The organism is Bradyrhizobium viridifuturi (genome assembly GCF_001238275.1).
GTDB classification, from domain to species: domain Bacteria; phylum Pseudomonadota; class Alphaproteobacteria; order Rhizobiales; family Xanthobacteraceae; genus Bradyrhizobium; species Bradyrhizobium viridifuturi.
In genome coordinates this window covers 1-23,244 of record NZ_LGTB01000055.1, presented here as the reverse complement: position 1 = coordinate 23,244, position 23,244 = coordinate 1, and the positions used below count along the sequence as shown (strand labels likewise).

The 23,244-nt window shown below is 65.4% G+C and carries 17 protein-coding genes and 3 pseudogenes; 12 read left to right on the top strand and 8 right to left on the bottom strand.

Annotated elements, in window-relative coordinates:
• The first annotated feature begins 57 nt into the window (after nucleotides 1–57).
• The 9 genes and pseudogenes from ALC15_RS36180 (at nucleotide 58) to ALC15_RS36140 (ending at nucleotide 8,715) form a co-directional block, all read left to right on the top strand.
• A complete protein-coding gene (locus tag ALC15_RS36180) occupies nucleotides 58–993 on the top strand; it encodes a hypothetical protein (RefSeq protein ID WP_050631406.1) in 936 nt (311 codons plus the stop codon).
• Between the two features lie 126 nt (nucleotides 994–1,119).
• Nucleotides 1,120–1,989, top strand: a complete 870-nt coding sequence (locus ALC15_RS36175) for a DUF1236 domain-containing protein (protein WP_050631405.1) — start codon at nucleotides 1,120–1,122, stop codon at nucleotides 1,987–1,989.
• Between the two features lie 335 nt (nucleotides 1,990–2,324).
• Entirely contained in the window at nucleotides 2,325–2,798 is a 474-nt protein-coding gene (gene aroQ, locus ALC15_RS36170) for a type II 3-dehydroquinate dehydratase (protein WP_050631404.1), read from the top strand.
• Between the two features lie 52 nt (nucleotides 2,799–2,850).
• Nucleotides 2,851–3,348: an acetyl-CoA carboxylase biotin carboxyl carrier protein gene (gene accB / locus ALC15_RS36165; RefSeq protein ID WP_050631403.1), complete on the top strand. Its 498-nt coding sequence runs from the start codon at nucleotides 2,851–2,853 to the stop codon at nucleotides 3,346–3,348.
• A gap of 24 nt (nucleotides 3,349–3,372) precedes the next feature.
• A pseudogene (accC, locus tag ALC15_RS36160) lies at nucleotides 3,373–4,730 on the top strand (acetyl-CoA carboxylase biotin carboxylase subunit).
• 99 nt (nucleotides 4,731–4,829) lie between these two features.
• Nucleotides 4,830–6,358, top strand: a pseudogene (locus ALC15_RS36155) (sensor histidine kinase).
• Complete coding sequence (locus tag ALC15_RS36150; RefSeq protein WP_050631402.1) at nucleotides 6,355–6,795, top strand: response regulator; 441 nt, start codon at nucleotides 6,355–6,357, stop codon at nucleotides 6,793–6,795. The pseudogene ALC15_RS36155 and the gene ALC15_RS36150 overlap by 4 nt, the downstream one beginning before the upstream one ends.
• The gene (locus tag ALC15_RS36145) at nucleotides 6,792–7,883 is read left to right on the top strand and encodes a sensor histidine kinase (RefSeq protein WP_050631401.1); all 1,092 of its coding nucleotides are present in this window, start codon (nucleotides 6,792–6,794) and stop codon (nucleotides 7,881–7,883) included. The genes ALC15_RS36150 and ALC15_RS36145 overlap by 4 nt, the downstream gene beginning before the upstream one ends.
• 154 nt (nucleotides 7,884–8,037) lie before the next feature.
• Nucleotides 8,038–8,715, top strand: coding sequence for a hypothetical protein (locus ALC15_RS36140; RefSeq protein WP_050631400.1), 678 nt, complete (start codon nucleotides 8,038–8,040; stop codon nucleotides 8,713–8,715).
• A gap of 24 nt (nucleotides 8,716–8,739) precedes the next feature.
• Here the strand turns inward: ALC15_RS36140 and ALC15_RS36135 are convergent, their stop codons facing one another.
• The 7 genes and pseudogenes from ALC15_RS36135 to ALC15_RS36105 all read right to left on the bottom strand — a co-directional run bounded on the left by ALC15_RS36135 (nucleotide 8,740) and on the right by ALC15_RS36105 (nucleotide 20,230).
• The gene (locus ALC15_RS36135) at nucleotides 8,740–9,066 is read right to left on the bottom strand and encodes a BA14K family protein (RefSeq protein WP_244486415.1); all 327 of its coding nucleotides are present in this window, start codon (nucleotides 9,064–9,066) and stop codon (nucleotides 8,740–8,742) included.
• Nucleotides 9,067–9,077: 11 nt separating this feature from the next.
• On the bottom strand, nucleotides 9,078–9,389 hold the full coding sequence (locus ALC15_RS36130) for a hypothetical protein (RefSeq protein WP_050631427.1): 312 nt from the start codon (nucleotides 9,387–9,389) through the stop codon (nucleotides 9,078–9,080).
• 8 nt (nucleotides 9,390–9,397) lie between these two features.
• Nucleotides 9,398–10,849 (bottom strand): efflux transporter outer membrane subunit, encoded by a 1,452-nt coding sequence (locus tag ALC15_RS36125; RefSeq protein ID WP_050631398.1) that lies wholly within the window; start codon nucleotides 10,847–10,849, stop codon nucleotides 9,398–9,400.
• A 36-nt stretch (nucleotides 10,850–10,885) separates the two neighbouring features.
• Nucleotides 10,886–14,168 (bottom strand): annotated as a pseudogene (locus ALC15_RS36120) (efflux RND transporter permease subunit).
• 3 nt (nucleotides 14,169–14,171) lie between these two features.
• A complete protein-coding gene (locus ALC15_RS36115; protein ID WP_050631397.1) occupies nucleotides 14,172–17,279 on the bottom strand; it encodes an MdtB/MuxB family multidrug efflux RND transporter permease subunit in 3,108 nt (1,035 codons plus the stop codon).
• On the bottom strand, nucleotides 17,276–18,514 hold the full coding sequence (locus ALC15_RS36110) for an MdtA/MuxA family multidrug efflux RND transporter periplasmic adaptor subunit (RefSeq protein ID WP_244486414.1): 1,239 nt from the start codon (nucleotides 18,512–18,514) through the stop codon (nucleotides 17,276–17,278). The genes ALC15_RS36115 and ALC15_RS36110 overlap by 4 nt, the downstream gene beginning before the upstream one ends.
• A 270-nt stretch (nucleotides 18,515–18,784) precedes the next feature.
• Entirely contained in the window at nucleotides 18,785–20,230 is a 1,446-nt protein-coding gene (locus tag ALC15_RS36105) for a DASS family sodium-coupled anion symporter (RefSeq protein ID WP_050631396.1), read from the bottom strand.
• 237 nt (nucleotides 20,231–20,467) lie between these two features.
• On the opposite strand from ALC15_RS36105, the gene aat reads away from it, so the two are divergent.
• From aat to ALC15_RS36090, 3 genes are read left to right on the top strand one after another with little or no spacing between them, the layout of a single operon-like run.
• Nucleotides 20,468–21,148: a leucyl/phenylalanyl-tRNA--protein transferase gene (aat, locus tag ALC15_RS36100; protein ID WP_050631395.1), complete on the top strand. Its 681-nt coding sequence runs from the start codon at nucleotides 20,468–20,470 to the stop codon at nucleotides 21,146–21,148.
• 41 nt (nucleotides 21,149–21,189) lie between these two features.
• Nucleotides 21,190–21,420, top strand: a complete 231-nt coding sequence (locus ALC15_RS36095; RefSeq protein WP_094194332.1) for a hypothetical protein — start codon at nucleotides 21,190–21,192, stop codon at nucleotides 21,418–21,420.
• A gap of 7 nt (nucleotides 21,421–21,427) precedes the next feature.
• Nucleotides 21,428–22,429, top strand: coding sequence for a glycoside hydrolase domain-containing protein (locus ALC15_RS36090; protein ID WP_162240540.1), 1,002 nt, complete (start codon nucleotides 21,428–21,430; stop codon nucleotides 22,427–22,429).
• A gap of 36 nt (nucleotides 22,430–22,465) precedes the next feature.
• On the opposite strand, the gene ALC15_RS36085 is transcribed toward ALC15_RS36090, so the two are convergent.
• Nucleotides 22,466–23,244, bottom strand: a 779-nt coding sequence (locus ALC15_RS36085; protein ID WP_050631392.1) for a DUF2155 domain-containing protein, incomplete at its 5' end; no start/stop codon positions are given.

Below are 23,244 nucleotides of genomic sequence, written 5' to 3'. Positions count from 1 at the left end.
ACCAACTCCGCGCTGGCCGCAACCAAGGGCCGTCACCAACAACGGAAGCCGCACGCGATGCCGCTCGCCCCGCCAACCCTTGGCTACGACCTCACGCTGCTGAAGACCGCGCCGCAGCGCGGCTCCGAGCATGATCACGGCTGGTGCTACGGCCTGCCATCAGGCATTCGCAGCGAGCAATGGCCGCTCAGTCCGCACGACGGCTTTCCGATGCAGCACTGCTTCACGCTGCGCGTCCCGACGCAGTATCGCGCCAAGGGCGACGCCTATGTCGCGCTCGCGATGTTCGCCGATCAGCAGTACGACGAACCCGTCGAGATCGATGCGGTCGCGCAATATCTCGCGGCGGCCGAGACCATCGAACGTCCGTCCGATCTGAATCTGTTGCCGTACTTCGCGTATCGACAGAACCGTCATCCGATGGAATTCCGGACGAAGGATATCATCGACCACAATTTCGCGGCGATCTGGCTCACCGAGGCCGAGTTCGCAGGACCGCTCTGCCAACCACCTGAGCTTGCCGACAATCCGCTGCTGGAAGCCAATCCGCCGCCGCGCTGGCTCGTGAAGGGCGCGGCGCGCACGGCGTTCGACGTCAATGTCGGACGCGGTACCCGGATCGACGAGCTGGAGAAGACCTACTGGTATCGCCTGTTCGGCTGCATCCCGGAGACCGGACACCACGCCTACGGCATCGCGCTCGCGCCGCGTGACGACGATCCCAATGTCGGCAAGCCGCCCCGCGATCATCTGCTGCACAAGGGCGAGCTCGGCGACTACATCGCGCCCTATAGCGAGGCCGGCACTGCGCAAGGTCTCGACCGGCTGCACGGCCGCAACCATCTCGGCGGCACGATGTTTCCCAATCAGTGGACGCCGAAATACAGCGCGACCTATCTCGAGATCGAAGAGCATTTCGGCGGCTTCAATTTCGGCGGCGGCAATGGCCAGCTCGATCTTGCGAGCATGGAGTTCGACTGGGCCTGCGGTTGAAGCGCGCGCTGTTCATCGCGCATTCACACAGGAAACAAAGCGCGGGGAACCGCAAATCAACAGGAACATCGCACTTCCTCTTTTGTTGTCGGCGCGGGCAATGCTGAAAAACGAGGAGGAATTTCGATGTCTAAGCGCTTTCTGATTTCGGTCGCTGCGGCGGCTTTGCTCGCCGGCACCGGTTTCGCGAATGCACAGGGCGCGGGCGGCGCCAACAAGGAATCCGGGGCCGGCGGTGGCGCGACCATGCAGCACTCTGCACCGTCAGGTGGCGCGTCGTCGGGCACGATGCAGCATGATTCCGGTGGCATGAAGGGTTCCGAACATTCGACGACCGGTGAGTCTTCTTCGGGCATGAAGGGTGAATCGCCCGGCATGAAGGGCGCCGAGTCCGACAAGGCAGGCCCCGCCACCAAGGGCGCCCAGGAAAATACCCAAAAGTCGAAGGGCATGAGCTCGGAGAACGAGACCACCAAGGGCAAGGAGAGCTCGAAGGACATGAAGGCCGAGGGCCGCGACAAGAGCGGCAACATGAAGGCCGAAGAGCGTGACAAGAGCGGCAACATGAAAGCCGAGGGTCGTGAAAAGAACGGCAACATGAACGCCGAGAGCCGCGAGAAGAGCGGTGCAACCACCAACCAGAACGCCCAGACCAAGAGCCCGACCGACACCAATCGCGCCCAGACCAACGACACCAGCCGCACCCAGACCACCACCGGCAACGCGGCGACGTCGGCCACCGCGGCTCCGCCGGCCGAGAAGCGCACCCAGATCTCGACCGCGATCAAGTCGGAGCACGTCACCGAGGTCACCAACGTGAACTTCAACGTGGCGGTCGGCACCCGCGTCCCGACTGACGTGCACTTCTATCCAGTGCCGGAGCGGGTCGTGACGATCTACCCGCAGTGGCGCGGCTATGAGTTCATCCTGGTCCACGGCCGCTACATCATCGTGCAGCCGGAGACCCACGAGATCGTCTACATCATCGAGGGCTAAGCCGGCCTCGGTGCGGGAGTGCCGTGAGAGGCCCCCGCCGACTCTCAACCCCGCCCCATTCGGGGCGGGGTTTTGCATTCGGCCGGCTCTCGCGTCACGGCGGTGGATGGCGGGGCGGGAGCGCCACCCCGGCGCGGCTTCCGCGAGGTTTGGTTAACCAGCAATTTCCGTAGGTTACACCAGCTACCTGACAACGCGGAGGAAGCCGTTAAAGGCATTCCGATTTCACCTAAAGGCTTCCCCTGCGGCCGGTTGTTACCTATAACCCGGCCCACTCCACCCCTCGTCGGAACCCCTCGGACCTCTTGTCGGACCTCTTGGCCGGAACCCCTGCAATGGCTGCTGCCGGAACGATCTATGTGCTGAACGGCCCGAACCTCAATCTGCTGGGGACGCGCGAGCCGGAGACCTACGGCCACGCCACCCTCGCCGATGTCGAGAAGCTGTGCGCGGACACCGCACGCCAGTTCGGGCTGACCGCCGACTGCCGGCAGTCCAACCGCGAGGGCGAACTGATCGACTTCATCCATGAGGCCCGCGCCAAGAAGGCGGTCGGCATCATCATCAATGCTGGCGGTTACTCCCATACCTCGATCGCGCTGCATGACGCGCTGATTGCGGTGAGGATTCCCGCTGTCGAGGTTCATGTCAGCAACATCCACGCCCGCGAGAGCTTCCGGGACCACTCGTTCACTGCTAAAGCCGCCTTCGCGTCACTTTGCGGCTTCGGCATCGACGGTTACCGGCTTGCGATTATCGGCCTTGCCACCAAAATCGGTGCCAAGATCGATGCAAAGGCAAAGACTTAATCGTCAATCCTGACGTTCCCCGTCACCAGACAGAGATTTCGGATCAAACAACATGGCGCGCCAGCCAGACGACAAATCAGCCGTAAAGTCCAAGAGCGATTCGAAGAGCGACGACAGCGCCCTCATTCGCGAGCTCGCGCTGCTGCTCGCCGAGACCAACCTCACCGAAATCGAGATCGAGCGTGCCGGCCTGCGCGTCCGTGTCGCCCGCAACATCAGCATCGCGGCATCCGTGCCCGCTGCCGTCCACGCGGTTGCCGCGCCCGCCGTCGTCGCGGCGCCTGCTGTTGCGGCTGCGACCGACCTTGCGAAACATCCTGGCGCCGTGCCCTCGCCGATGGTCGGCACCGCCTATTGGGCGCCCGAGCCTGGCGCCAAGCCGTTCATTGAAGTCGGCTCGAAGGTCAGCGCCGGCCAGACGCTTCTGATCATCGAGGCGATGAAGACAATGAACCAGATCCCGTCGCCGCGCGCGGGCACCGTGACGCAGATCCTCGTCGAGGACGGCCAGCCCGTCGAATTCGGCGAGCCGCTCGTGATCATTGAATAGCTTCCGTCAACGTCAGGCGCTGCGATGTTCGACAAGATCCTCATAGCCAATCGCGGCGAGATCGCGCTTCGCGTGCTGCGCGCCTGCAAGGAGCTCGGCATCTCCACCGTCGCGGTGCATTCCACCGCCGACGCCGACGCCATGCATGTGCGGCTCGCCGACGAGAGCGTGTGCATCGGCCCGCCGCCGTCGAAGGATTCCTATCTCAACGTTCCGGCGCTGCTGGCCGCCTGCGAGATCACCGGCGCCGACGCCGTGCATCCCGGCTACGGCTTCCTGTCCGAGAACGCGCGCTTCGCCGAGATCCTCGCCGACCACAATCTCGGCTTCATCGGGCCGAAGGCCGAGCACATCCGCCTGATGGGCGACAAGATCGAAGCCAAGAAGACCGCCAAGCGCCTCGGCATTCCCGTCGTGCCCGGCTCGGACGGCGCGGTGACCTCGGAGGCCGACGCGCTGGCGATCGGCAAGGAGATCGGCTTCCCGGTGCTGGTGAAGGCGGCGGCCGGCGGCGGTGGCCGCGGCATGAAGGTCGCGCACACCGAGGCCGACCTTGCGCTCGCGCTCTCCACCGCGGCCAACGAAGCCAAGTCGCGTTCGGCGACGCCTCGGTCTATCTGGAGAAATACCTGCAGAAGCCGCGCCATATCGAGATCCAGATTCTCGGCGACGGCCGCGGCGGCGCGATCCATCTCGGCGAGCGCGACTGCTCGCTGCAGCGCCGCCACCAGAAGGTCTGGGAGGAAGGCCCCTCGCCCGTGCTCGCAGCGGCCGCCCGCGCCAGGATCGGCGAGACCTGCGCCAAGGCGATGCGGGACATGAAGTATCTCGGCGTCGGCACCATCGAATTCCTCTACGAGGACGGCGAGTTCTATTTCATCGAAATGAACACCCGCATCCAGGTCGAGCATCCCGTCACCGAAAGCATCACCGATATCGATCTGGTGCTGGAGCAGATCCGGATTGCCGCCGGCGGCGACCTGCCGGCCAAGCAGAGCGACATCGCGATCATCGGCCACGCCATCGAGTGCCGCATCAATGCGGAGAACCCGCAAACCTTCCGTCCCTCGCCCGGACGGATCACCCAATTCCATCCGCCGGGTGGCCTCGGCGTGCGGATCGATTCCGCCGTTTACCAAGGCTATGTGATTCCGCCCTATTACGACTCGCTGGTCGGCAAGCTGATCGTGCACGGCAAGACCCGCGGCGAATGCCTGATGCGACTGCGCCGGGCGCTCGACGAGATGGTGGTCGACGGAATCGAGACGACGCTGCCGCTGTTCCGCGCGCTGGTACGCGAGCCCGACATCATCGAGGGCGACTACCACATCCACTGGCTGGAGCAGTACCTCGCCGGCCAGCCGTCCGACGTTCCAAAATAGTTCGGAACTCCGTGGAACCCGAGCCCTGTTCAAGCGTATTAAAGGGTTATTGGCTTTCCACGGGGACGCATTGAATCCCAATCCCGCAAAGAGACCGTCGTGACGCCAGTTTCACGACGCCGATCCACGTTGCAAATCCTCCTGCTGTCGGCGGGATTTTTCGTGCTGGTCGCGATCAGCGTGGCGTCCGTCCTGCTGGTCAACAAGGCGCGCGAGGATAACGCCTGGGTCGTCCACACCGTGGAGGTCGAGAGCCAGGTTGCCAACCTGCTGCTGGATATCCGGCGCGCCGAAAGCGCGACCAGGGCTTATCTGCTGACATCGGCACCACAGTACCTGACCGAGTACCAGTCGGCCGCGGCGGGACTCCCGGCCGCGCTCAGCCATCTTCAGTTGACGACCGTCGATAATCCGGTGCAGGTCGCCAATGCCGCGAAGCTCAAGGCCGCGGTCGAACAACGGCTCGCCGAGTTCGCCCTCAGCATCGAGCGCGTCAGAAACAACGACGCCGTGACCAGCATCGACGTCCTGCGCAAGGGCACCTCGACCGATGCGGTGGAGGCGATCACCCGGATCGGCCGCGACATGCGCGCCGAGGAGGATCGCCTGCTGGCAGCGCGCACCGCGACCGCGGACCGGACCCAGGTGCTGGCCTCCTCGGTCACCATCGCCGGCTCCTGCATGGTGCTGGCGCTCGCCGCCCTGTCGGTGATGCTGCTGCGGCAATCGTCAAAGGCACGCGACGAGGCCGAAGCCAGGCTGCGCGACAGCAACGTCAATCTCGAAACCATCGTTGACGAGCGGACCTCCGACCTGCGCGAGGCCAACGAGGAAATCCAGCGTTTCGCCTATATCGTCAGCCACGACCTGCGCTCTCCGCTGGTCAACATCATGGGCTTCACCAGCGAGCTGGAGGAATTGCGCGGCACCATCTTCAAGCGCATCGCAACGCTCAATCGCAGCGCGTCGCTGGCGCGGCGATGCCGGAAGATGCGACCGACGTGGCCGAGCCCGAGCTCGAAGGCCCCGACAGGCAGCTATCCGACGATTTCAACGAATCGCTCGGCTTCATCAAGTCGTCGATCGCCAAGATGGACCGCCTGATCAGCGCGATCCTCAATCTTACCCGCGAGGGCCGCCGCGAGTTCAAGCCGGAGCGGATCGATCTCCGCGAGCTGATCGAGGGCATCGTCAAAACGGTCGCGCACCAGGCGGCCGAGGCCAACGCGGCCGTCCAGATCGGCGCGTTGCCGAATATCGTCAGCGACCGCCTCGCGCTGGAGCAGATATTCTCCAACCTGATCGACAATGCGCTCAAATACCTCAAGGACGGCGTCCCCGGCGAGATCGTGATCGAGGGCCGCACCAAGCTCGGCTTTGCGATCTTCGAGGTTACGGACAATGGCCGCGGCATTGATCCGAAGGACCATCAGCGCATCTTCGATTTGTTCCGCCGCGCCGGAACCCAGGACAAGCCCGGTCAGGGCATCGGGCTTGCCCATGTCCGCGCACTTGTGCGCAGACTGGGCGGCACCATGTCGGTAGCATCGGAACTTCACAACGGCAGCACGTTCACGATCACGCTGCCTATCAAATGGTCAGGCAAGAACCGGGAAAAAGCATCATGAGCGATCCAGTCACCATCATCATGATCGAGGACGACGAGGGCCATGCCCGCCTGATTGAGAGGAATATCCGGCGCTCAGGTGTCAACAATGAGATCATCCCGTTCACCAACGGTACAGAGGCCGTGAACTACCTGTTCGGCAAGGATGGCAGCGCGGTCGAGCGCAAGAACAAGGCCCTGCTCATCCTGCTTGATCTCAATCTGCCTGACATGACCGGCATCGACATTCTGAAGCGGGTCAAGGAGAACAAGTATCTCAAGTCGACGCCGGTGGTCGTGCTGACCACGACGGATGACTCCCAGGAGATCAAGCGTTGCTACGAACTCGGTTGCAACGTCTACATCACCAAGCCGGTGAACTACGAAAGCTTCGCCAACGCCATTCGCCAGCTTGGCCTGTTCTTTTCCGTGATTCAGGTGCCGCCAGCCTCCGCATGACCAGCGCAACGCCGACACTGCTCTATATCGACGACGATGCGACGCTGGCGCGCCTGGTCGAACGCGGCCTAACGCGCGCCGGCTACAAGGTCGTGCACGCCGCGAGCGGTCAGGAAGGCCTCGACCGGCTCGCCCAGGGCGGCATCGACGTCATCGCGCTCGACCAGTACATGCCCGGCCTAGACGGGCTGGAGACGCTGGAGCGGATCCTCAAGATACCCGACGCCCCTCCGGTGGTGTTCGTTACCGCCTCGCAGGACTCGGCGATTGCGGTCACCGCGCTGAAGGCCGGCGCAGCCGACTATCTGGTCAAGGATGTCAGGGGCGAGTTCATCCCCCTGCTCCAGGTCGCGGTGAATGGCGCGGTGCGGCGGGCGGAGATCCAGAAAGCGCGCGACGAAGCCGAGGCCGAGGTGCACGCCTCCCGCGACCGCTACGCCGCGCTCGCCGCCGAGCGCGAGGTGCTGCTGCGCGAGGTCAACCATCGCGTCGGCAACTCGTTGCAGATCATCGCATCGCTGCTGCATCTGCAGGCCAATTCCGCGAGCCAGCAGGACGTCAAGGCGGCGCTCACCAACGCCATGGGCCGCGTCGCCGCCGTCGCGCAGGTGCACCGCCGGCTCTATACCTCGCACGATTTCAAGACCGTGATGCTGAACCAGTATCTCGAGGCGCTGCTCGAGGACCTCAGGCGATCGGCCGAAGGCAACAAGATGTCGCGGCTGACGCTGAAGGCCGAGCCGGTCGAGATCGATCCCGACCGCGCCGTCGCGATCGGCATCATCGTCAACGAGCTGGTGATGAACGCGGTGAAGTACGCCTATCCCGATGGCGCCGGGCCGATCCATGTCGAGCTCAAGCCGCAGGGAGACGACCTCCAGCTTGCGATCAGCGATGAAGGCGTGGGGTTCTCCGACAAGGCCGATCCGCGCGGCACCGGCATGGGCCAGCGCATCGTCGCGGCGATGGCCGCCAAGCTCGATGCCAGCGTCGAGCGCGACCCCACCCACAACGGCACCCGCTTCGTGGTGCGGTTCGCGCGCGTCAGCCCGGCGCCGGTGAAGTCGACAAGCGCCGCAGCCAGTTAGGCTGCGGCCGCGGGCGGATTGATCGACTTTTCGCGGTGGCCTTAACGCGCGCGTCACCCTGTTGTTCAATCGCAGCCGGCTGCTCTGACCGGTTAAGACAAATCTGGGCTTTGTTCGCCATGCTTTTCGCCCAGCTTGGCAGGATCGGCACGCGATGTTCGGGCGCAGGGTGGTTTTCGGAAAGAAGCAGGAGACCTTGAGCGAGCTCAAGGAGGCCGTGCGTGCGGCTCCCGATGCCGATGGCGCAGCCCCCACTTTTCACAAGAAGCAGTGGGATGATCCGAGGATCGGCTCGATGCTGCGCGACGCGGGTTTCGCGCCGGATGACGAACGCGGCATTGCGCCGACCGCCGACAATCGCCTTGCCGTGTTCGCTGCGGCCAACCAGCGGCTGCAGCAGCGCACCGATGCCTTCAACCGCGACATGACGGCGCGCCACGGCCATTGCCAAGCGGTACCGTTCCTGGTCATCGATCAGAAGATCTGGGACGGGCCGCACGGCGCGTTTCTCTACGCGCAGATGGGTCTGATCGGCTTCGACGAGTGGAACGTGATGATGCTGGCGGGCGATCCGCAGACCACGGAGGCATGCGGCCTGGCCGGCCATCCGGGCTTTCTCCCGGCGGTGACGCAAGCCATGACCGAGCATGTGATCGGGTGGAAGGCGCAGCACGACACGCTGCTCAAGACGTTCGGAATCCCCGCCGGTGGCGGCCGCGACGTCGCGCACGAGCACTATGAGATGGAAAGGGACACCCTGCGCCGTGAGATTATCGACAAGGCCGGCTGGATGAAGCCGCGCATCATCGAAGATCTCCTGCGCAAGGGCTAACGGCGCAGGCCCTTCCCGAGCATCTCAATCGGGCCGATCGCGCAGTCGCCGCTGATGATGCGGGCGGCAATCCCGGCACGGTGCACCGAAGATCACCTGCGACGGATACGGCCGCGCCGAGTGATATGGCGTCGAGCCGAACAGACCTGCCGCGCCGAAGCCCGCGCTGAAGGGATCGGCGGCGAAGCTGCCTGGGAACGAGCCGTTGCTGCGGAAATCGCGGTCGTCATTCCTGCCGTCGAAATACGCGCCGCCGGTGCTGCCGTAGCGCAGCGGCCGGTCCTGAGCCGATACGGCAGCCGTGCCGAGCGCGACGGCAGCGCAGGCGATCAATGCTCTGCTGGCGATCATGGCGGAGATCCTCATGGCGGAGTGGTCCCCCAGTCGCCCTTCCAGGCGATCAGGCGGCCCTTGCCGAATTGCAGATAGAGCCCGTCGCTGCGCCGCGACAGCACGCTGCCCCTGACATTGGGCAGCGCGACGAACAGTTCATTGCCCGGTGTGCCGCGCAAATAGTTCAAAGGCACGCCGAGCGACTGGCTGGCCTGGTCGGCGTTCATGCCGAAGGCGAGCGGAACGCTGTTGGGCGGCCGCTGCTGCGCCCGGGCCATGCCGACCGGCGCTCCCAGCGCGACGACAAGGGCAACGACGAAGAGTGTGGCGAACCGCTGCATCATCGACCTCACTGCACTGCTGCCGCAAGCGTGCCGGCCGGCGTCCAGCCGCCGCCGAGCGCCTGGAACAGGCTACTCGCCGCCAAGAGCTTGTTGAGCCGCACCGTGACCAGATTGTTTTCGGCCGTGAACAGCGTCTGCTGCGCCTGCAGCACCGTGATGAGGTTGACCGTGCCGCCGCGCAGCTGCGTCTCGGCGACCTCGAACGCCTTGCGCGAGCTAGCCACCACGTCGGACTGCAAGCGCTCCTGCAGCGTATACTTCTGCAGGGCGATCAGCGCCTTCTCGACATCGGCAAAGGCCGACAGCACCGCCTTGCGATAGGCCTGCAGGTTCTGCAATTGCTGGCCCTTGGCGAGCTTGAGCTGGCTCTCCAGCAGGAAGCCGTCGAACAGCGGCTGGGTCAGCCCGGCGGCCAGCGTGTAGTACCAGGCGCCCGGCGCGAACAGCGAGGCCAGCGCCGCGCTCTGGAAGCCCGTGGTGCCGGTGAGCTGGATCTGAGGGAAGAACGCCGCGCGCGCCGCATCGACGCTGAAATTGGAGGACGCCAGTTGCGCCTCGGCCTGGCGAATGTCGGGCCGCTGGTAGAGCAATTCCGACGGCATCCCGGGCGTCACGCGCGGCACCGCGATCTGCGTCGTGGAGCCGCCGCGCACCTGGAAATCGGCCGGCGCGCGCGCCACCAGCAGGGCAAGCGCGGCCATGTTCTGCCCGACCGTCACCTCGAGCGGCGGGATCGCCGCGCGCTGCGTCGCGACCAGTGCCTCCTGCTGCGACAGATCGAGCTGCGAGGCGGTGCCGCCGGCGAACTGCGATTTGATCAGCGCGAGGATACGCTCGGCCGCCGCCAGATTGCGCCTTGTGACCCTGATCTGGTCCTGCGCCGCCAGCACCTGGAAATAGGTGTTGGCAACCGTCGCCATCGTGCTCAGCGCGACCACCTCGCGATTGTAGCGGGCGCTGGTGGCGCTCTCCTCCGACGCCGCCAGCGTCGCACGGTTCTTGCCCCAGAAGTCCACGATATAGCTTGCGCTCAGTCCCAGGCTGTACTGCGAGAATGTCCCGCTGCTGCCGCCGAGCAACGAACTCGATCCCGTCGCCACCTTCTGACGCTCGGCATTCGCCGATCCGGAGAGGGACGGCAGCAGCGCGGCGCCGGACACGCCGACCTGCGCGTCGGCCTGCACGATTTGGGCGATCGCCACCGCGATATCGAGATTGTAGAGCTGCGCTGACTCCATCAGCCCGGTCAGTTCGGGCGAGCGGAAGCCGCGCCACCAGGCGAGCGCCGGAACGGCGGCGTCGGCGTCGCCCTTGGCGGCGGCGCGATAGGTCGCCGGCACTTCGAGGCTGAGCTCGGGCTTCTCCGCCCCGGGGATGCAGCCGGACAGGCCGAGGCCGAGACCAAGGCTCAGGCCGCCGAACGCCGCCCCACGCAGGAATCGGACCGGCTTTCGCATGATTTCAAGACTTCGCAACGCTGCACCTGTCGGCATTTACTCGCCCGGCTGAAGTGAGGAGCCCGGCATCCGCATCGCGCCGCCGTGGCGGACGCGCAGGGCCCATAGGCGGAACCGGTCGAGATAGAGGTAGATCACGGGCGTCGTGTAGAGCGTCAGAACCTGGCTCAGGATCAGGCCGCCGACGATGGCGATGCCGAGCGGCTGCCGCAACTCGCCGCCGTCGCCCATCCCGACCGCCAACGGCACGGCGCCGAGCAGCGCGGCCATCGTCGTCATCATGATCGGACGGAAGCGCAGCAGGCAGGCCTCCCTGATCGCCTCGAGCGGCTCCAGCCCGCGCCCGCGTTCCGCCTCCAGCGCAAAGTCGATCATCATGATGGCGTTCTTCTTCACAATGCCGATCAGCAGGATGACGCCGATCAGCGCCATGATACTGAACTCGGTCTTGAATGCCATCAGCGCCAGCAAGGCGCCCACACCTGCGGAGGGCAATGTGGACAAGATGGTCAGCGGGTGAACGTAGCTCTCATAGAGCACGCCCAGCACGATGTAGATCGTGATGATCGCGGCCAGGATCAGGAACGGTTGGTTGTTGAGCGAATCCTGGAACGCCTTGGCGGAGCCTGGAAGGTGCCCCGGATCGTCGCCGGAACGCCGATCCGGTTCATGGTCGCCTCGATGCTGGCGACCGCGGTGCTCAGCGACACGTTGGGCGGCAGGTTGAACGAGATGGTGTTGGCGACCAGGAGGCCCTGGTGGTTGACCGCCAGCGGCGTCGCGCCCTGCCTGAACGCCGCCACCGCCGAAAGGGGGATCATGGTCTCGCTGTTGGTCGAGACCGCCGATCCGGTCGAGGCCGCGCCCTTCCCAGTCGAGCCGATCGAATTGGTGGCCTGGTTGCGCGCGGCCTGGGCGTTGGCAGAACTCGCCGCGCTCGAGGTTCCCGCCGCCACCACGGTGCCCGCCACCGCGTTGGTCGATTGCGATCCGCCGACCGATGCGCCCGAGGTGCTGATGTAGACGTCCTTCAGCGTCTCCGGACTCTGCCAGTAGCGCGGCGCGACCTCCATGATGACGTGATACTGGTTGCGCGCGACATAGATCGTCGACACCTGGCGCTGGCCGAAGGCGTCGTAGAGGGTGTTGTCGATCTGGCTCACCGTGATGCCGAGCCGGGCCGCGGCGTCGCGGTCGATCACGAGGTCGGACTCCAGGCCCTTGTTCTGCTGGTCGCTGTTGACGTCGGCGAGGTTCGGATCGCGCTGCAGCGCCGCCGCGATCTTCGGCGTCCAGTCATTGAGCTCTTCCAGCGTCGAGCCCTGCAGCGTGTACTGATACTGCGCGTTCGACGCCCTGCCCCCGACCCTGATGTCCTGCACCGCCTGCAGGAACAGGCTCGCGCCGGGCACCACCGCCATCTCGCGGCGCAGCCGCGCGATCACGCCGTCGGCGCCGAGCTTGCGCTGGTCAAGCGGCCGCAGCGAGACGAACACGAAGCCGGAATTGGTCTGCCCGCCGCCGGTGAAGCCGACCACGGTCTCCACCGCCGGATCGCGCTTGATGATGCCGACAAACTGCGCGAGCTTCTGCTGCATCAGCTGGAACGAGACGCTCTGGTCGGCCTGGATCGAGCCGACCAGCCGCCCGGTGTCCTGTTGCGGGAAGAAGCCCTTCGGGATCACGACGTAGAGATAGCCGGTCAGGCCGATCGTGACGAAGAAGATCAGCACGATGCTCAGGGGATGCTCGAGCGCACCGGTCAGTGTCCGTCGATAGAACCCCAGCATCGCATCGAAGAAGCGCTCGCTGAACTGATAGAGCCTGCCGTGACCACCGGTATCCGGCCGCAGCAGCACGGCGCACATCATCGGCGTCGTCGCCAGCGAGACTGCGAGCGAGATCACGATCGAGATCGAGATCGTCACGGCGAATTCGCGGAACAGGCGGCCGATGATGCCCGACATCATCAGGATCGGGATGAACACCGCGATCAGCGAGATGCTCATCGACAGCACGGTGAAGCCGACCTCGTTGGCGCCCTTCAGGGCCGCCTCGAGCGGGCTCATGCCCTCCTCGATGTAGCGGGTGACGTTCTCCAGCACCACGATGGCGTCGTCGACCACGAACCCGGTCGCCACCGTCAGCGCCATCAGTGACAGATTGTCGAGGCTGTAACCAAACAGGTACATCGCCCCGAAGGTCGCGACCAGCGACACCGAGACCGCGACCACCGGGATGAAGGTGGCGCGCGCGCTGCGCAGGAACGCGAACACCACGAAGACCACCAGCAGCACCGCGAGGATCAGGGTGCGCTCGACATCCCTGAGCGAGGTGCGGATCGTGGTCGAACGGTCGACCGCAAGGCCGATATCGATCGCCGGCGACACCGAGGCCTTCAGCTGCGGCATCAATGCCTTCACGAGGTCGACGGTCGAGATGATATTGGCATTGGGCTGGCGGTAGAGGATGACCAGCACGGCCGGCTTGCCATCGGCAAGCCCGGCGTTGCGCAGATTCTCGACGCCGTCGGCCACCTCGCCGACGTCGGAGAGATGGACCGGCGCGCCGTTGCGGTAGGCCACGATCAGCGACCGGTAATCGTTGGCTTTGTTGGCCTGGTCGTTGGCGTAGACTTGGTAGCGCTGGTCGCCGACATCGATGCCGCCCTTGGGGCTGTGGGCGTTGGCGTTCGACAGCGCCGCGCGCACGTCCTCCAGGCCGATGCCGTATTTGTAGAGCGCCTGCGGGGTCAGATCGACGCGGACGGCGGGCAGCGAGCTGCCGCCCACCACGACCTGGCCGATGCCCTCGACCTGCGACAGCTTCTGCGCCAGCACCGTGGACGCCGCATCGTAGAGGTCGCCGCGGGTCAGCGTATCCGACGTCAGCGTCAGGATCAGGATCGGCGCGTCGGCCGGATTGACCTTGCGGTAGGTCGGATTGCTGCGCAGGCTGGTCGGCAGATCGGCGCGCGCCGCGTTGATCGCGGCCTGCACGTCGCGCGCGGCGCCGTCGATGTCACGGTTGAGGTTGAACTGCAGCGTGATCCGGGTCTGCCCGACCGAGCTCGACGAGGTCATCTCGCTCACATCGGCGATCTGGCCGAGATGCCGCTCCAGCGGCTTGCCACCGTGGTCGCGACGTCCTCGGGGCTGGCGCCGGGCAGCGTCGCCTGTACCGAGATGGTCGGGAAATCCACCGCCGGCAGCGGCGACACCGGCAGCTTGAAGAACGCCACGATGCCTGCCGCCGCAAGTCCGAAGGTCAACAGCGTGGTTGCGACCGGCCGGCGGATGAATGGCGTCGACGGACCCATGGCTCAACGCGACCCGCTCGCCTCGCCGACCTCGTCCGCCCGCCCGGCAAACCGCAGCGCCAGGCGATCGAACCACAGATAGATCACCGGCGTCGTGAACAGCGTCAGCAGCTGGCTCACCAGGAGGCCGCCGACGATCGAGATGCCGAGCGGATGCCGCAGCTCCGAGCCGGCACCGCTGCCGAGCATCAGCGGCAGCGCGCCAAGTACTGCTGCCATGGTCGTCATGATGATCGGCCGGAACCGCAGCAGGCAGGCCTGGTAGATCGCCTCGCGCGGCGGCTTGCCCTCGTTGCGTTCGGCGTCGAGCGCGAAGTCGATCATCATGATCGCGTTCTTCTTCACGATGCCGATCAAGAGGATGATGCCGATGATCGCGATGATGGTCAGATCCTGCCCGGCCATCATCAGCGCCAGCAGCGCGCCGATGCCGGCCGAGGGCAGCGTCGAGAGGATGGTCAGCGGATGGATGAAGCTCTCATACAGCACGCCGAGCACGATATAGACCGTGATGATCGCGGCCAGGATCAGGAACAGCTGGTTGGACAGCGAGGACTGGAACGCCAGCGCCGCGCCCTGGAAGCTCGTGATCATGCCGAGCGGCTGGTTGATATCGGCCTGCGCCTGCTTGATCGCCGTTACTGCACTGCCGAGCGAAGCGCCGGGCGCGAGGTTGAACGAGACCGTGGCCGACGGGAACTGGCCGAGATGCGAGACCTGCAGCGGCGCGGTTTCCACCCGCATCTTGGCCATGACCGACAGCGGCACCGGCGTCGAGCCGACCGATGACGGCAAGTAGATCGACGACAGCGAATCCAGCGAATTCTGCAACGACGGGTCGGCCTCGAGGATAACCCGGTACTGGTTCGAATTGGTGAACACGGTGGAGACGATGCGCTGGCCGTAGGAATCGTACAGTGCGTTGTCGATCGTCGCCGGCGTGATGCCGAACCGCGCCGCCTGGTCGCGGTCGATGTCGACGAACACCGAAAGCCCCTGCGCGGAAATATCGCTGGAGACGTCGCTGAGTTCAGGCAGCTCACGCAACTTGTCGACCAGCTTCGGCGTCCATTCCGCAAGCTCGTTGGGATCGGCATCCTGCAGGATGAACTGGTACTGCGTCCGGCTCACCGTGCCTTCGATGGTGAGGTCCTGCACCGGCTGCATGTAGAGCGTGATACCGGTCAGATCAGCCGTGCTGGCCTTGATCCGGTTCATCACTGTCGCAACACCGGCCTTACGCTGCTCGTGCGGCTTCAGATTGATCAGGATGCGGCCGCTGTTGAGCGTGGTGTTGGTGCCGTCGACGCCGATGAAGGACGACAGGCTTTCGACGTCGGGATCCCTGAGGATCGCGCTGGCGAGCCGCTGCTGCCGTTCGGCCATCGCCGCATAGGATACCGATTGCGGCGCCTCCGAGATCGCCTGGATCACGCCGGTGTCCTGCACCGGAAAGAAGCCCTTGGGGATGACGACGTAGAGCAACGCCGTCAGCCCGAAGGTGGCGAGCGCGATCAGCAGCACGAAGGTCTGGCGATCCAGCACCCAGTTGAGCATCCGGGCGTAGATCGCGATGACAAGGTCGAAGCCTTCGCGGCTGAGCCGCTGGAAGGTGTTTTCGCGCGACATGGCCTCCGGCTTCAGGAGTTTCGCGCAGGCCATCGGCACCAGCGTCAGCGACACCACGGCGGAGATCAGGATCGTCACCGACAGCGTGATGGCGAATTCGCGGAACAGGCGGCCGACGACGTCCCCCATGAACAACAGCGGGATCAGCACCGCGATCAGCGATACCGTCAGCGAGATGATGGTGAAGCCGATCTGCTCGGAGCCGCGCAACGCGGCTTCCAGCGGCGACTCGCCCTCCTCGATGTAGCGCGAGATGTTCTCGATCACGACGATGGCGTCGTCGACCACGAAGCCGGTCGCGATCGTCAGCGCCATCAGCGACAGATTATTCAAGCTGAAGCCGAATAGATACATCGCCCCGAGCGTACCGACCAGCGACAGCGGCACCGACAGGCTCGGGATCAGCGTGGCGCGGGTCGAGCGCAGGAACACGAAGATGACAAGCACGACCAGGATTACCGCGAGCGACAGCTCGTATTCGACGTCGCGCACCGAGGCCCGGATCGTCACGGTACGGTCGGTCAGGATGTTGAGGTCGATCGCCGCCGGCAGCGTCGCCTGCAACTGCGGCAGCAGGTCCTTGATGCCCTGCACGACCGAGATCACGTTGGCGCCGGGCTGGCGCTGGATGTTGAGGATGATCGCCGGCGTCTCGTTCATCCAGGCGCCGAGCTTGTCGTTCTGCGCGCCGTCGACGACGTTGCCGACGTCGCTGAGGCGGACCGGCGAGCCGTTCTTGTAAGCGATGATCAGCGAGCGGTAGTCGCTGGCATTGCGGATCTGGTCGTTGGCGTTGATGGTGTAGGCGCGCATCGCGCCGTCGAAATTGCCCTTCGGCGTGTTGACGTTGGCGTTGCCGAGCGTGGTGCGGAGATCGTCGATGTTGAGGCCATAGGCCGCGAGCTTGCGGATGTCGGCCTGGATGCGCACCGCGGGCCGCTGGCCGCCGCTGATGCTGACAAGGCCGACGCCGGGCAGCTGCGAGATCTTCTGCGCCAGCCTTGTGTCGACGAAGTCCTGCACCTGGGTCAGCGGCATCGTCTTCGAGGTCAGCCCCAGCGTCAGGATCGGCGCGTCGGCCGGATTGACCTTTGCGTAGATCGGCGGCGCCGGCAGGTCCGACGGCAACAGATTGCCCGCGGCATTGATCGCGGCTTGCACCTCCTGCTCGGCGACGTCGAGCGAGATCGACAGGCCGAATTGCAGCGTGATGACGGACGAGCCGGCCGAGCTCACCGAACTCATCTGGTTCAAATTCGGCATCTGGCCGAATTGAACCTCGAGCGGCGCCGTCACCGACGACGTCATCACGTCAGGGCTGGCGCCGGGATAGAAGGTCTGCACCTGGATGGTCGGATAGTCGACCTCCGGCAGCGCCGCGACGGGCAGGAATCTGAACGCCAGCATGCCCGACAGCATGATGGCGATCATCATCAGGGTCGTCGCCACCGGCCGCAGGATGAATGGCCGCGACGGGTTCATTTGGTCTGCCCGTCCTCGGACCGCTTGTGCTGGCCGCCTCCCGCCTTGTCGGGATCGGCGCCGCCCTTGCTATCGCCCTTCGCAGCCCCATTTGCCGCGCCACTCACCGTCCCCTTGGCCGCGCCGGCCGGGTTCGCAGCATCGGCGGCGGAGCGCACGACGACCTTGGCGCCCTCGCGCAACTTGTCGGCGCCGTCGATCACGATGCGATCGCCGGCCACAAGCCCCGACAGCACCTCGACGCGGTCGCCGTCGGTGACGCCGAGCTTGACCGGCCGCACCGAGACCGTGCTGTCGGCATTGACGAGATAGACGAAGGTGCCGGGTACGCCGCGCTGGATGCCGGCGGTCGACATCGTGGTGGCATCCTTGTGGGTGTCGAGCAGGAGGCGGATGTTGACGAACTGGTTCGGATACAGCGTGCGCTTGTCGTTCTCGAACTGGGCGCGCAGCTTGATCGTGCCGGTGGTCGCATCGATCTGGCTGTCGAAGGTCTGCAGCGATCCCTCGGCGAGCTTGTTGGCGCCGCTGCGGTCATAGGCCGCCGTCGGCAGCACCGCGCCCTCCTTCAACCGCTTCGCGACCGCCTGCAGATTGTCCTCCGGCAACGTGAACAGCACGCTGATCGGCTCGAGCTGCGTGATCACGACCAGGCCGTTGGTGTCGCCCGGCGTCACGTAGTTGCCGAGATCGACCTGGCGCAGTCCGACCCGCCCGTTGATCGGCGACACGATGCGGCAATACGCCAAGTTCACTTCGGCCGACTTCACCGCGGCGCGGTCGGCCTCCACCGTGCCCTGATACTGCGCGACCAGCGCGACCTGGGTATCCAGCGTCTGGTGCGGCACAGCGTTCTGGGTGGCGAGGCCCTGATAGCGCGTGAGATCGACCTGGGCGCCCTTCAGTTGCGCCTCGTCGCGCGCCAGCGTGCCCTTGGCCTGCGCCAGCGTCGCCTCATAGGGTCGCGAATCGATCTCGGCGATCAAGTCACCCTTCTTGACCTCGTCGCCCTCCTTGAAATCGATCTTCATCAGGTAGCCGCTGATCTGGCTTCTGATCGTCACGGTCGCGAGCGATGTCACGGTACCGAGGGCATTGAGGCTGACGCCGATATCGCCCTTGCCGATGGTCTCCGGCACGATCGACATCGGACCGGCATTGCGCCCGCCGCCGGCCTGCGGCGGTGCGGCCTGCTGCCGCGTCCACCAGACGATGCCGGCGAGTATCGCCAGCACCACACATCCGGTCAGAAACCCCGGCCAACGCGACGCTCGCCTGACGGGTCCAGGTGCGACGATCGACGGGTCTTTGATATGCTGGTCCATAAACTTGCCCACGAAGAAACACGAACGAGCTCGCGCGGCTCTATGTGTCCCCTGAAATCCGCGCGCGCCACATTCGAGGAAGCATTTTGAACGCTTCCCTCTGACAAAGCGCGTTAAGAATCGGAAAGGATGGCCCCTCCTTCCCGGCCGAGCGCTGTTTCACGCTGGATTGTGGCTATTTTACCCGATCGACTGTAACCAGGGCAACACGATCAGCAACAATCCGGCAAAGTAGATCAGGCCGAAGATCAGCCCGAATTTCCAGAAGTCGCCTTTGCCGATATAGCCGCTGCCGTAATACATCGGCGCCGGTCCCGTGGCGTAGGGCGAGATCACGCCCATCAGCCCGAGCGAATAGACGCACAGCAGCATCAGGGTCTGCACCGACAGGCCGGGAATGCTGGAGCCGACCGCGAGCACCACCGGCAGCACGGCCGCAGTATGCGAGGTGATGCTCGAGAAGAAATAGTGGATCCAGAAGAAGAAGGTGACGAGCAGGATCATCCCGACCAGCGGCGAGGTGCCGGAGAGCGGCTTGGCGTAGCCCTCGGCCACCCATTTGATGAAGCCGATCTCGTTCAGTCCTGACGACAGCGTAAGCAGCGAAGTGAAATAGAAGAATACCTCCCAGGCACTCTTCTCCGCGACGATGTCCTCGAACGCGATCACGCCGGTGAGAAGCATCAGCGAGATCACGACGAACACCACGGTGGTTGCGTTGATGAAGTTCGAGCCGAGCAGCGGCACGCTGATATTGGGGTTGGAGCCGCAGATCCACAGGAACATCGCGAGCAGCACCAGCACCGCCATGATCCATTCCTGCCGTGACGGCGCCCCCATCTTGGCGAGCTCGCCCTCGCTCCAGGTCACGATCTCCGGGCTCTCCTTGATCTCGGGCCGGCAGACCAAATAGCTCAAGAGCGGCACCAGCAGCAGCAAGAGGATACCGAGCGGCGCGAAGCCGATGAACCATTGCGACCAGCCGACCTCGATGTTGACGAGCTTCTTGGCGATCGAGAGCGCGGCGGCGTTCGGCGCCAGCGCGGTCAGGAACAGCGAGCTGGTCACCGCCGTGGTCGCGAACGCCGTCCACATCACGAAGGTGCCGATCTTGCCCGCGGTCGGACCGGGCTCGGAGCCATAGATGCGCGGGATGTTGCTGACGATCGGATAGATGGTGCCACCCGAGCGCGCGGTGTTGGACGGCGTCGCCGGCGCCAGCACGAGATCGGAGAACGCCACCGCATAGCCGAGCCCGATGGTGCGGCGGCCGAGCCCGCGAACCAGCAGCAGCGCGAGCCTTCGGCCGAGCCCGCTCTTGCGGTAGCCGATCGAGAACACGAAGGCCCCGACAATCAGCCACACCGTGCTCTCGGAAAAGCCGCCGAGCATCCAGCGCAGCGACTTGTTCGGATCGGGCTCGACATAGCCACCGACGCCGGCGACCGTCAGGCCGATCAGGCCCACCGCGCCGACCGGCATCGATTCGAGGATCAACCCGGTGATGACGGCGGCGAACACCGCAAAATAGTGCCACTGATTGGCGTTCAGCCCTGATGGCACCGGCACCAGATAGATCACCAGCCAGACCAGCAACGGCGCAAACGTCCGCCATGACGACTTCATGCAGCGTCCCCCTCAATGTGTCCTGATTGTCGGGCATGCGAGCCGCCAAGTGCCCAACCAAGTCCCGGGCGGCGCCGCCATGTTTTTGTTGCAATGTAGCACGGTCGCGCAGTCCGTCTCGGGTGACTGCGGCCGAATGGCGCGGCTTGTGGAGGAACTGGCGCGTTTGGTCAACACGTCGCGCCCCCGCGGCAGCCCCCATCGCAAGACCGCCCGCGCTTTGCTATCCTCTGTGGCATGACGTCACGCGACTCCGCTTCCTCCGAGATCACACCCGAGGTGCTGCTGCGCGCCTATGCCTGCGGCATCTTCCCGATGGCGGAAAGCGCCGATGATCCGACCCTGTTCTGGGTCGAGCCGGAATTGCGCGGCGTGATTCCGCTGGACGGCTTCCGCGTCTCCTCCCGCCTGGCGCGCACGGTGCGCTCGGACGTGTTCACGGTCACCGTCGACACCGCGTTCAAGGCCGTGATCGCCGGTTGCGCCGCGCCGCAGCCCGGCCGCGACGACACCTGGATCAACAAGCGCATCCGCGATCTCTATCTCGGGCTGTACACGTCGGGCCATTGCCACAGCGTCGAGGTCTGGCAGGACGACAATCTGGTCGGCGGCCTCTATGGCGTCAGCCTCGGCCGCGCCTTCTTCGGCGAAAGCATGTTTCACACCGTGCGCGACGCCTCGAAGGTCGCGCTGGTGCATCTGGTGGCCCGGCTGATCGCCGGCGGCTTCGAACTGCTCGACACACAATACGTGACCGAGCACCTGAAGACGTTCGGCGCGGTCGAAATCTCGCGCCGCCGCTATCGCGCGCTGCTCGACAAGGCGATATCGGGCGCGCCGGCGGATTTCCACAAGCTCGACGCCACGCAACCGGTCAAGGGTGCTGACGCGCTCGCGATCATCGCGGCCCGCCGCTAACAGATCCCGCCGGGATCGTCGGCAAGCGCGTCCAGAAGGGCGTGACCGTGCTCGGGCGGGTTTCAAACTGGATGGGCGGCGTGCATCGCGGAACGTCCACGCACCTGCACTTCGATTGCAGCCAGACGCTTCAGCTGGGCGGCGGCAAGGTTGGCAATATCCATATCCCGATCTATCCCTCGCTGATCGTCGCCTACGCGGACGTTTGGCAACTCACTGGGCTGACCGTGCAGAACCACGTGCTGCTGCCCGGAAGCCCCTATGAAAAGTGAGACGCACATGCGCCGCAGTACAGAAGGCCCATCGACCCTCACGCGCCGCGATGCGCTGTTGGGATGCCTTGCCGTCTCGGCATTCGGCCATCGCGCAACCGCTGCAACGTCGGCGGCCGCGAAGCTTCAGCTTCCAGCCATCGCCGACTCGTCGGAGGACGTCACCCGGGCCCTTCCCGCCATCAAGCAAAGCGGCGTCAAGGCGATCGTCAGATACTACGCAGCGGGCTACCAGCCGAGCCTGCCCACCAAACGCATCACGAAACCGGAGGCCGATGCGATCCTGGGTGCCGGCCTCGCGCTGGGCATCGCGTATCAATACAACAACAGCAGCCTTCAGACGTTCACGGCCGAGCGCGGCAGAACGGACGCCCTGTTCTCGCTCGACGAGGCCGGCCGGATTGGCCAGCCTGCGCGAACCACGGTCTATTTCGGCGTCGATGGCGATTGGCCGGACGCCCGCAGCGTCGCGAAGGTCCTGAGCTATTTCGAGGCGGTCAACGACGCGTTCCGGCAGCGCGGGACGCTCCACGTCGGCGTCTACGGCTCCGGCAAGATCTGCAACGAGCTCGGACAGCGCGGCCTCGCCACGCAGTTCTGGCTGCCAGGCTCCACCGGATGGGCCGACACAAGGAGCTTCTACAACAATGCCGGCTGGACGCTCTATCAGCATGCGCTGGAGCTGCCGTGCGGCAATGTTGCACTCGACGTCAATCTGGTCCGAGCCGACGCCGCCAGCCTCGGCTTCTTCGATCGCTCGGGGCCGTGGATCGCCGCGGACGACCTCACCAGGATCAATCAGTCGCGCATGTTCGTGGAGCAGCCTGGAGCCGGCCTGTTCGCGCAGCCGTCGGCAGGGTCCGACGTGCTCAAATCTCTGCGCCGCGGATCGACGGTGACGGTCCTTGAGAGCAAGTCGAGCTGGGTGCGTGTCGCGGCGACCGAAGGGCGCGATGGCTCGGGCTTCTGCCATGCCGGACAGCTCGCCCCGATCAATCGGATGCCTTGATCGGGATGAGCGTCCCGCGGTCGTCGCAGGACGCGATCAGTTTCCGAACAGGCCGCCGAACAACCCGCCCGGCCGCTGCTGCTGGGGCGGCGGAGGTGGCGGCTGCTGCTGATATTGCGGCAGCGGCTGCGGCGGCGGACGCGGCGCGGCCTGCTTTGGCGGCGCGCGCTTCTGGGCCGGCGGCGGAGGCGGCGTCGGCGCCTTCGGCGGATCGGGCGCGGCGGTCACGATGGTCTGGTCCGGCCCTTTGCAGTCGGTCAGCCAGATGTCGTAGATCGGATGCTCGACACCATGCAGGCCGGGGCTCGCCGCGAACATCCAGCCGGAGAAGATCCGCTTCACCTCGCCCTGCAAGGTGATCTCGTCGACCTCGACAAAGGCGTCGGTGTTGGCGGCTTCGGTCGACGGCCTGGTGTAGCAGGCATCGGTCTTCACCCGCAGCGCGCCGAACTGCACGGTCTCGCCGATATCCTCGTCGAAATTGATGATGCGTCCGGTGATCTTGTCGAGGCCGGAGAAGCTCGCCTTCTTGTTGGTGATCTTGGTCGAAGGCGGCTCCTGCACCACCTCGTCACCCGGCTGCAGCGCGGCCGGCGTCTGCGGCGCGGCGCCCTGTGGTGCAGCTTGCGGCGCGCCCTTGGGCCGCTGTCCCGGCGGCAATGGATTGGCGCCGGGCGGCGTGTTGGCAACGGCGGGACCGCCGGGCTGCGGCGGCTGCACGGCAACGCCGGGCGGAGCGACCGTGGAGCCGGGCGGCGGCGCCAACGGCTGCGACTGCACGTTGCCGGGCGGCGGCACCGCCTGGCCTGGCGGCA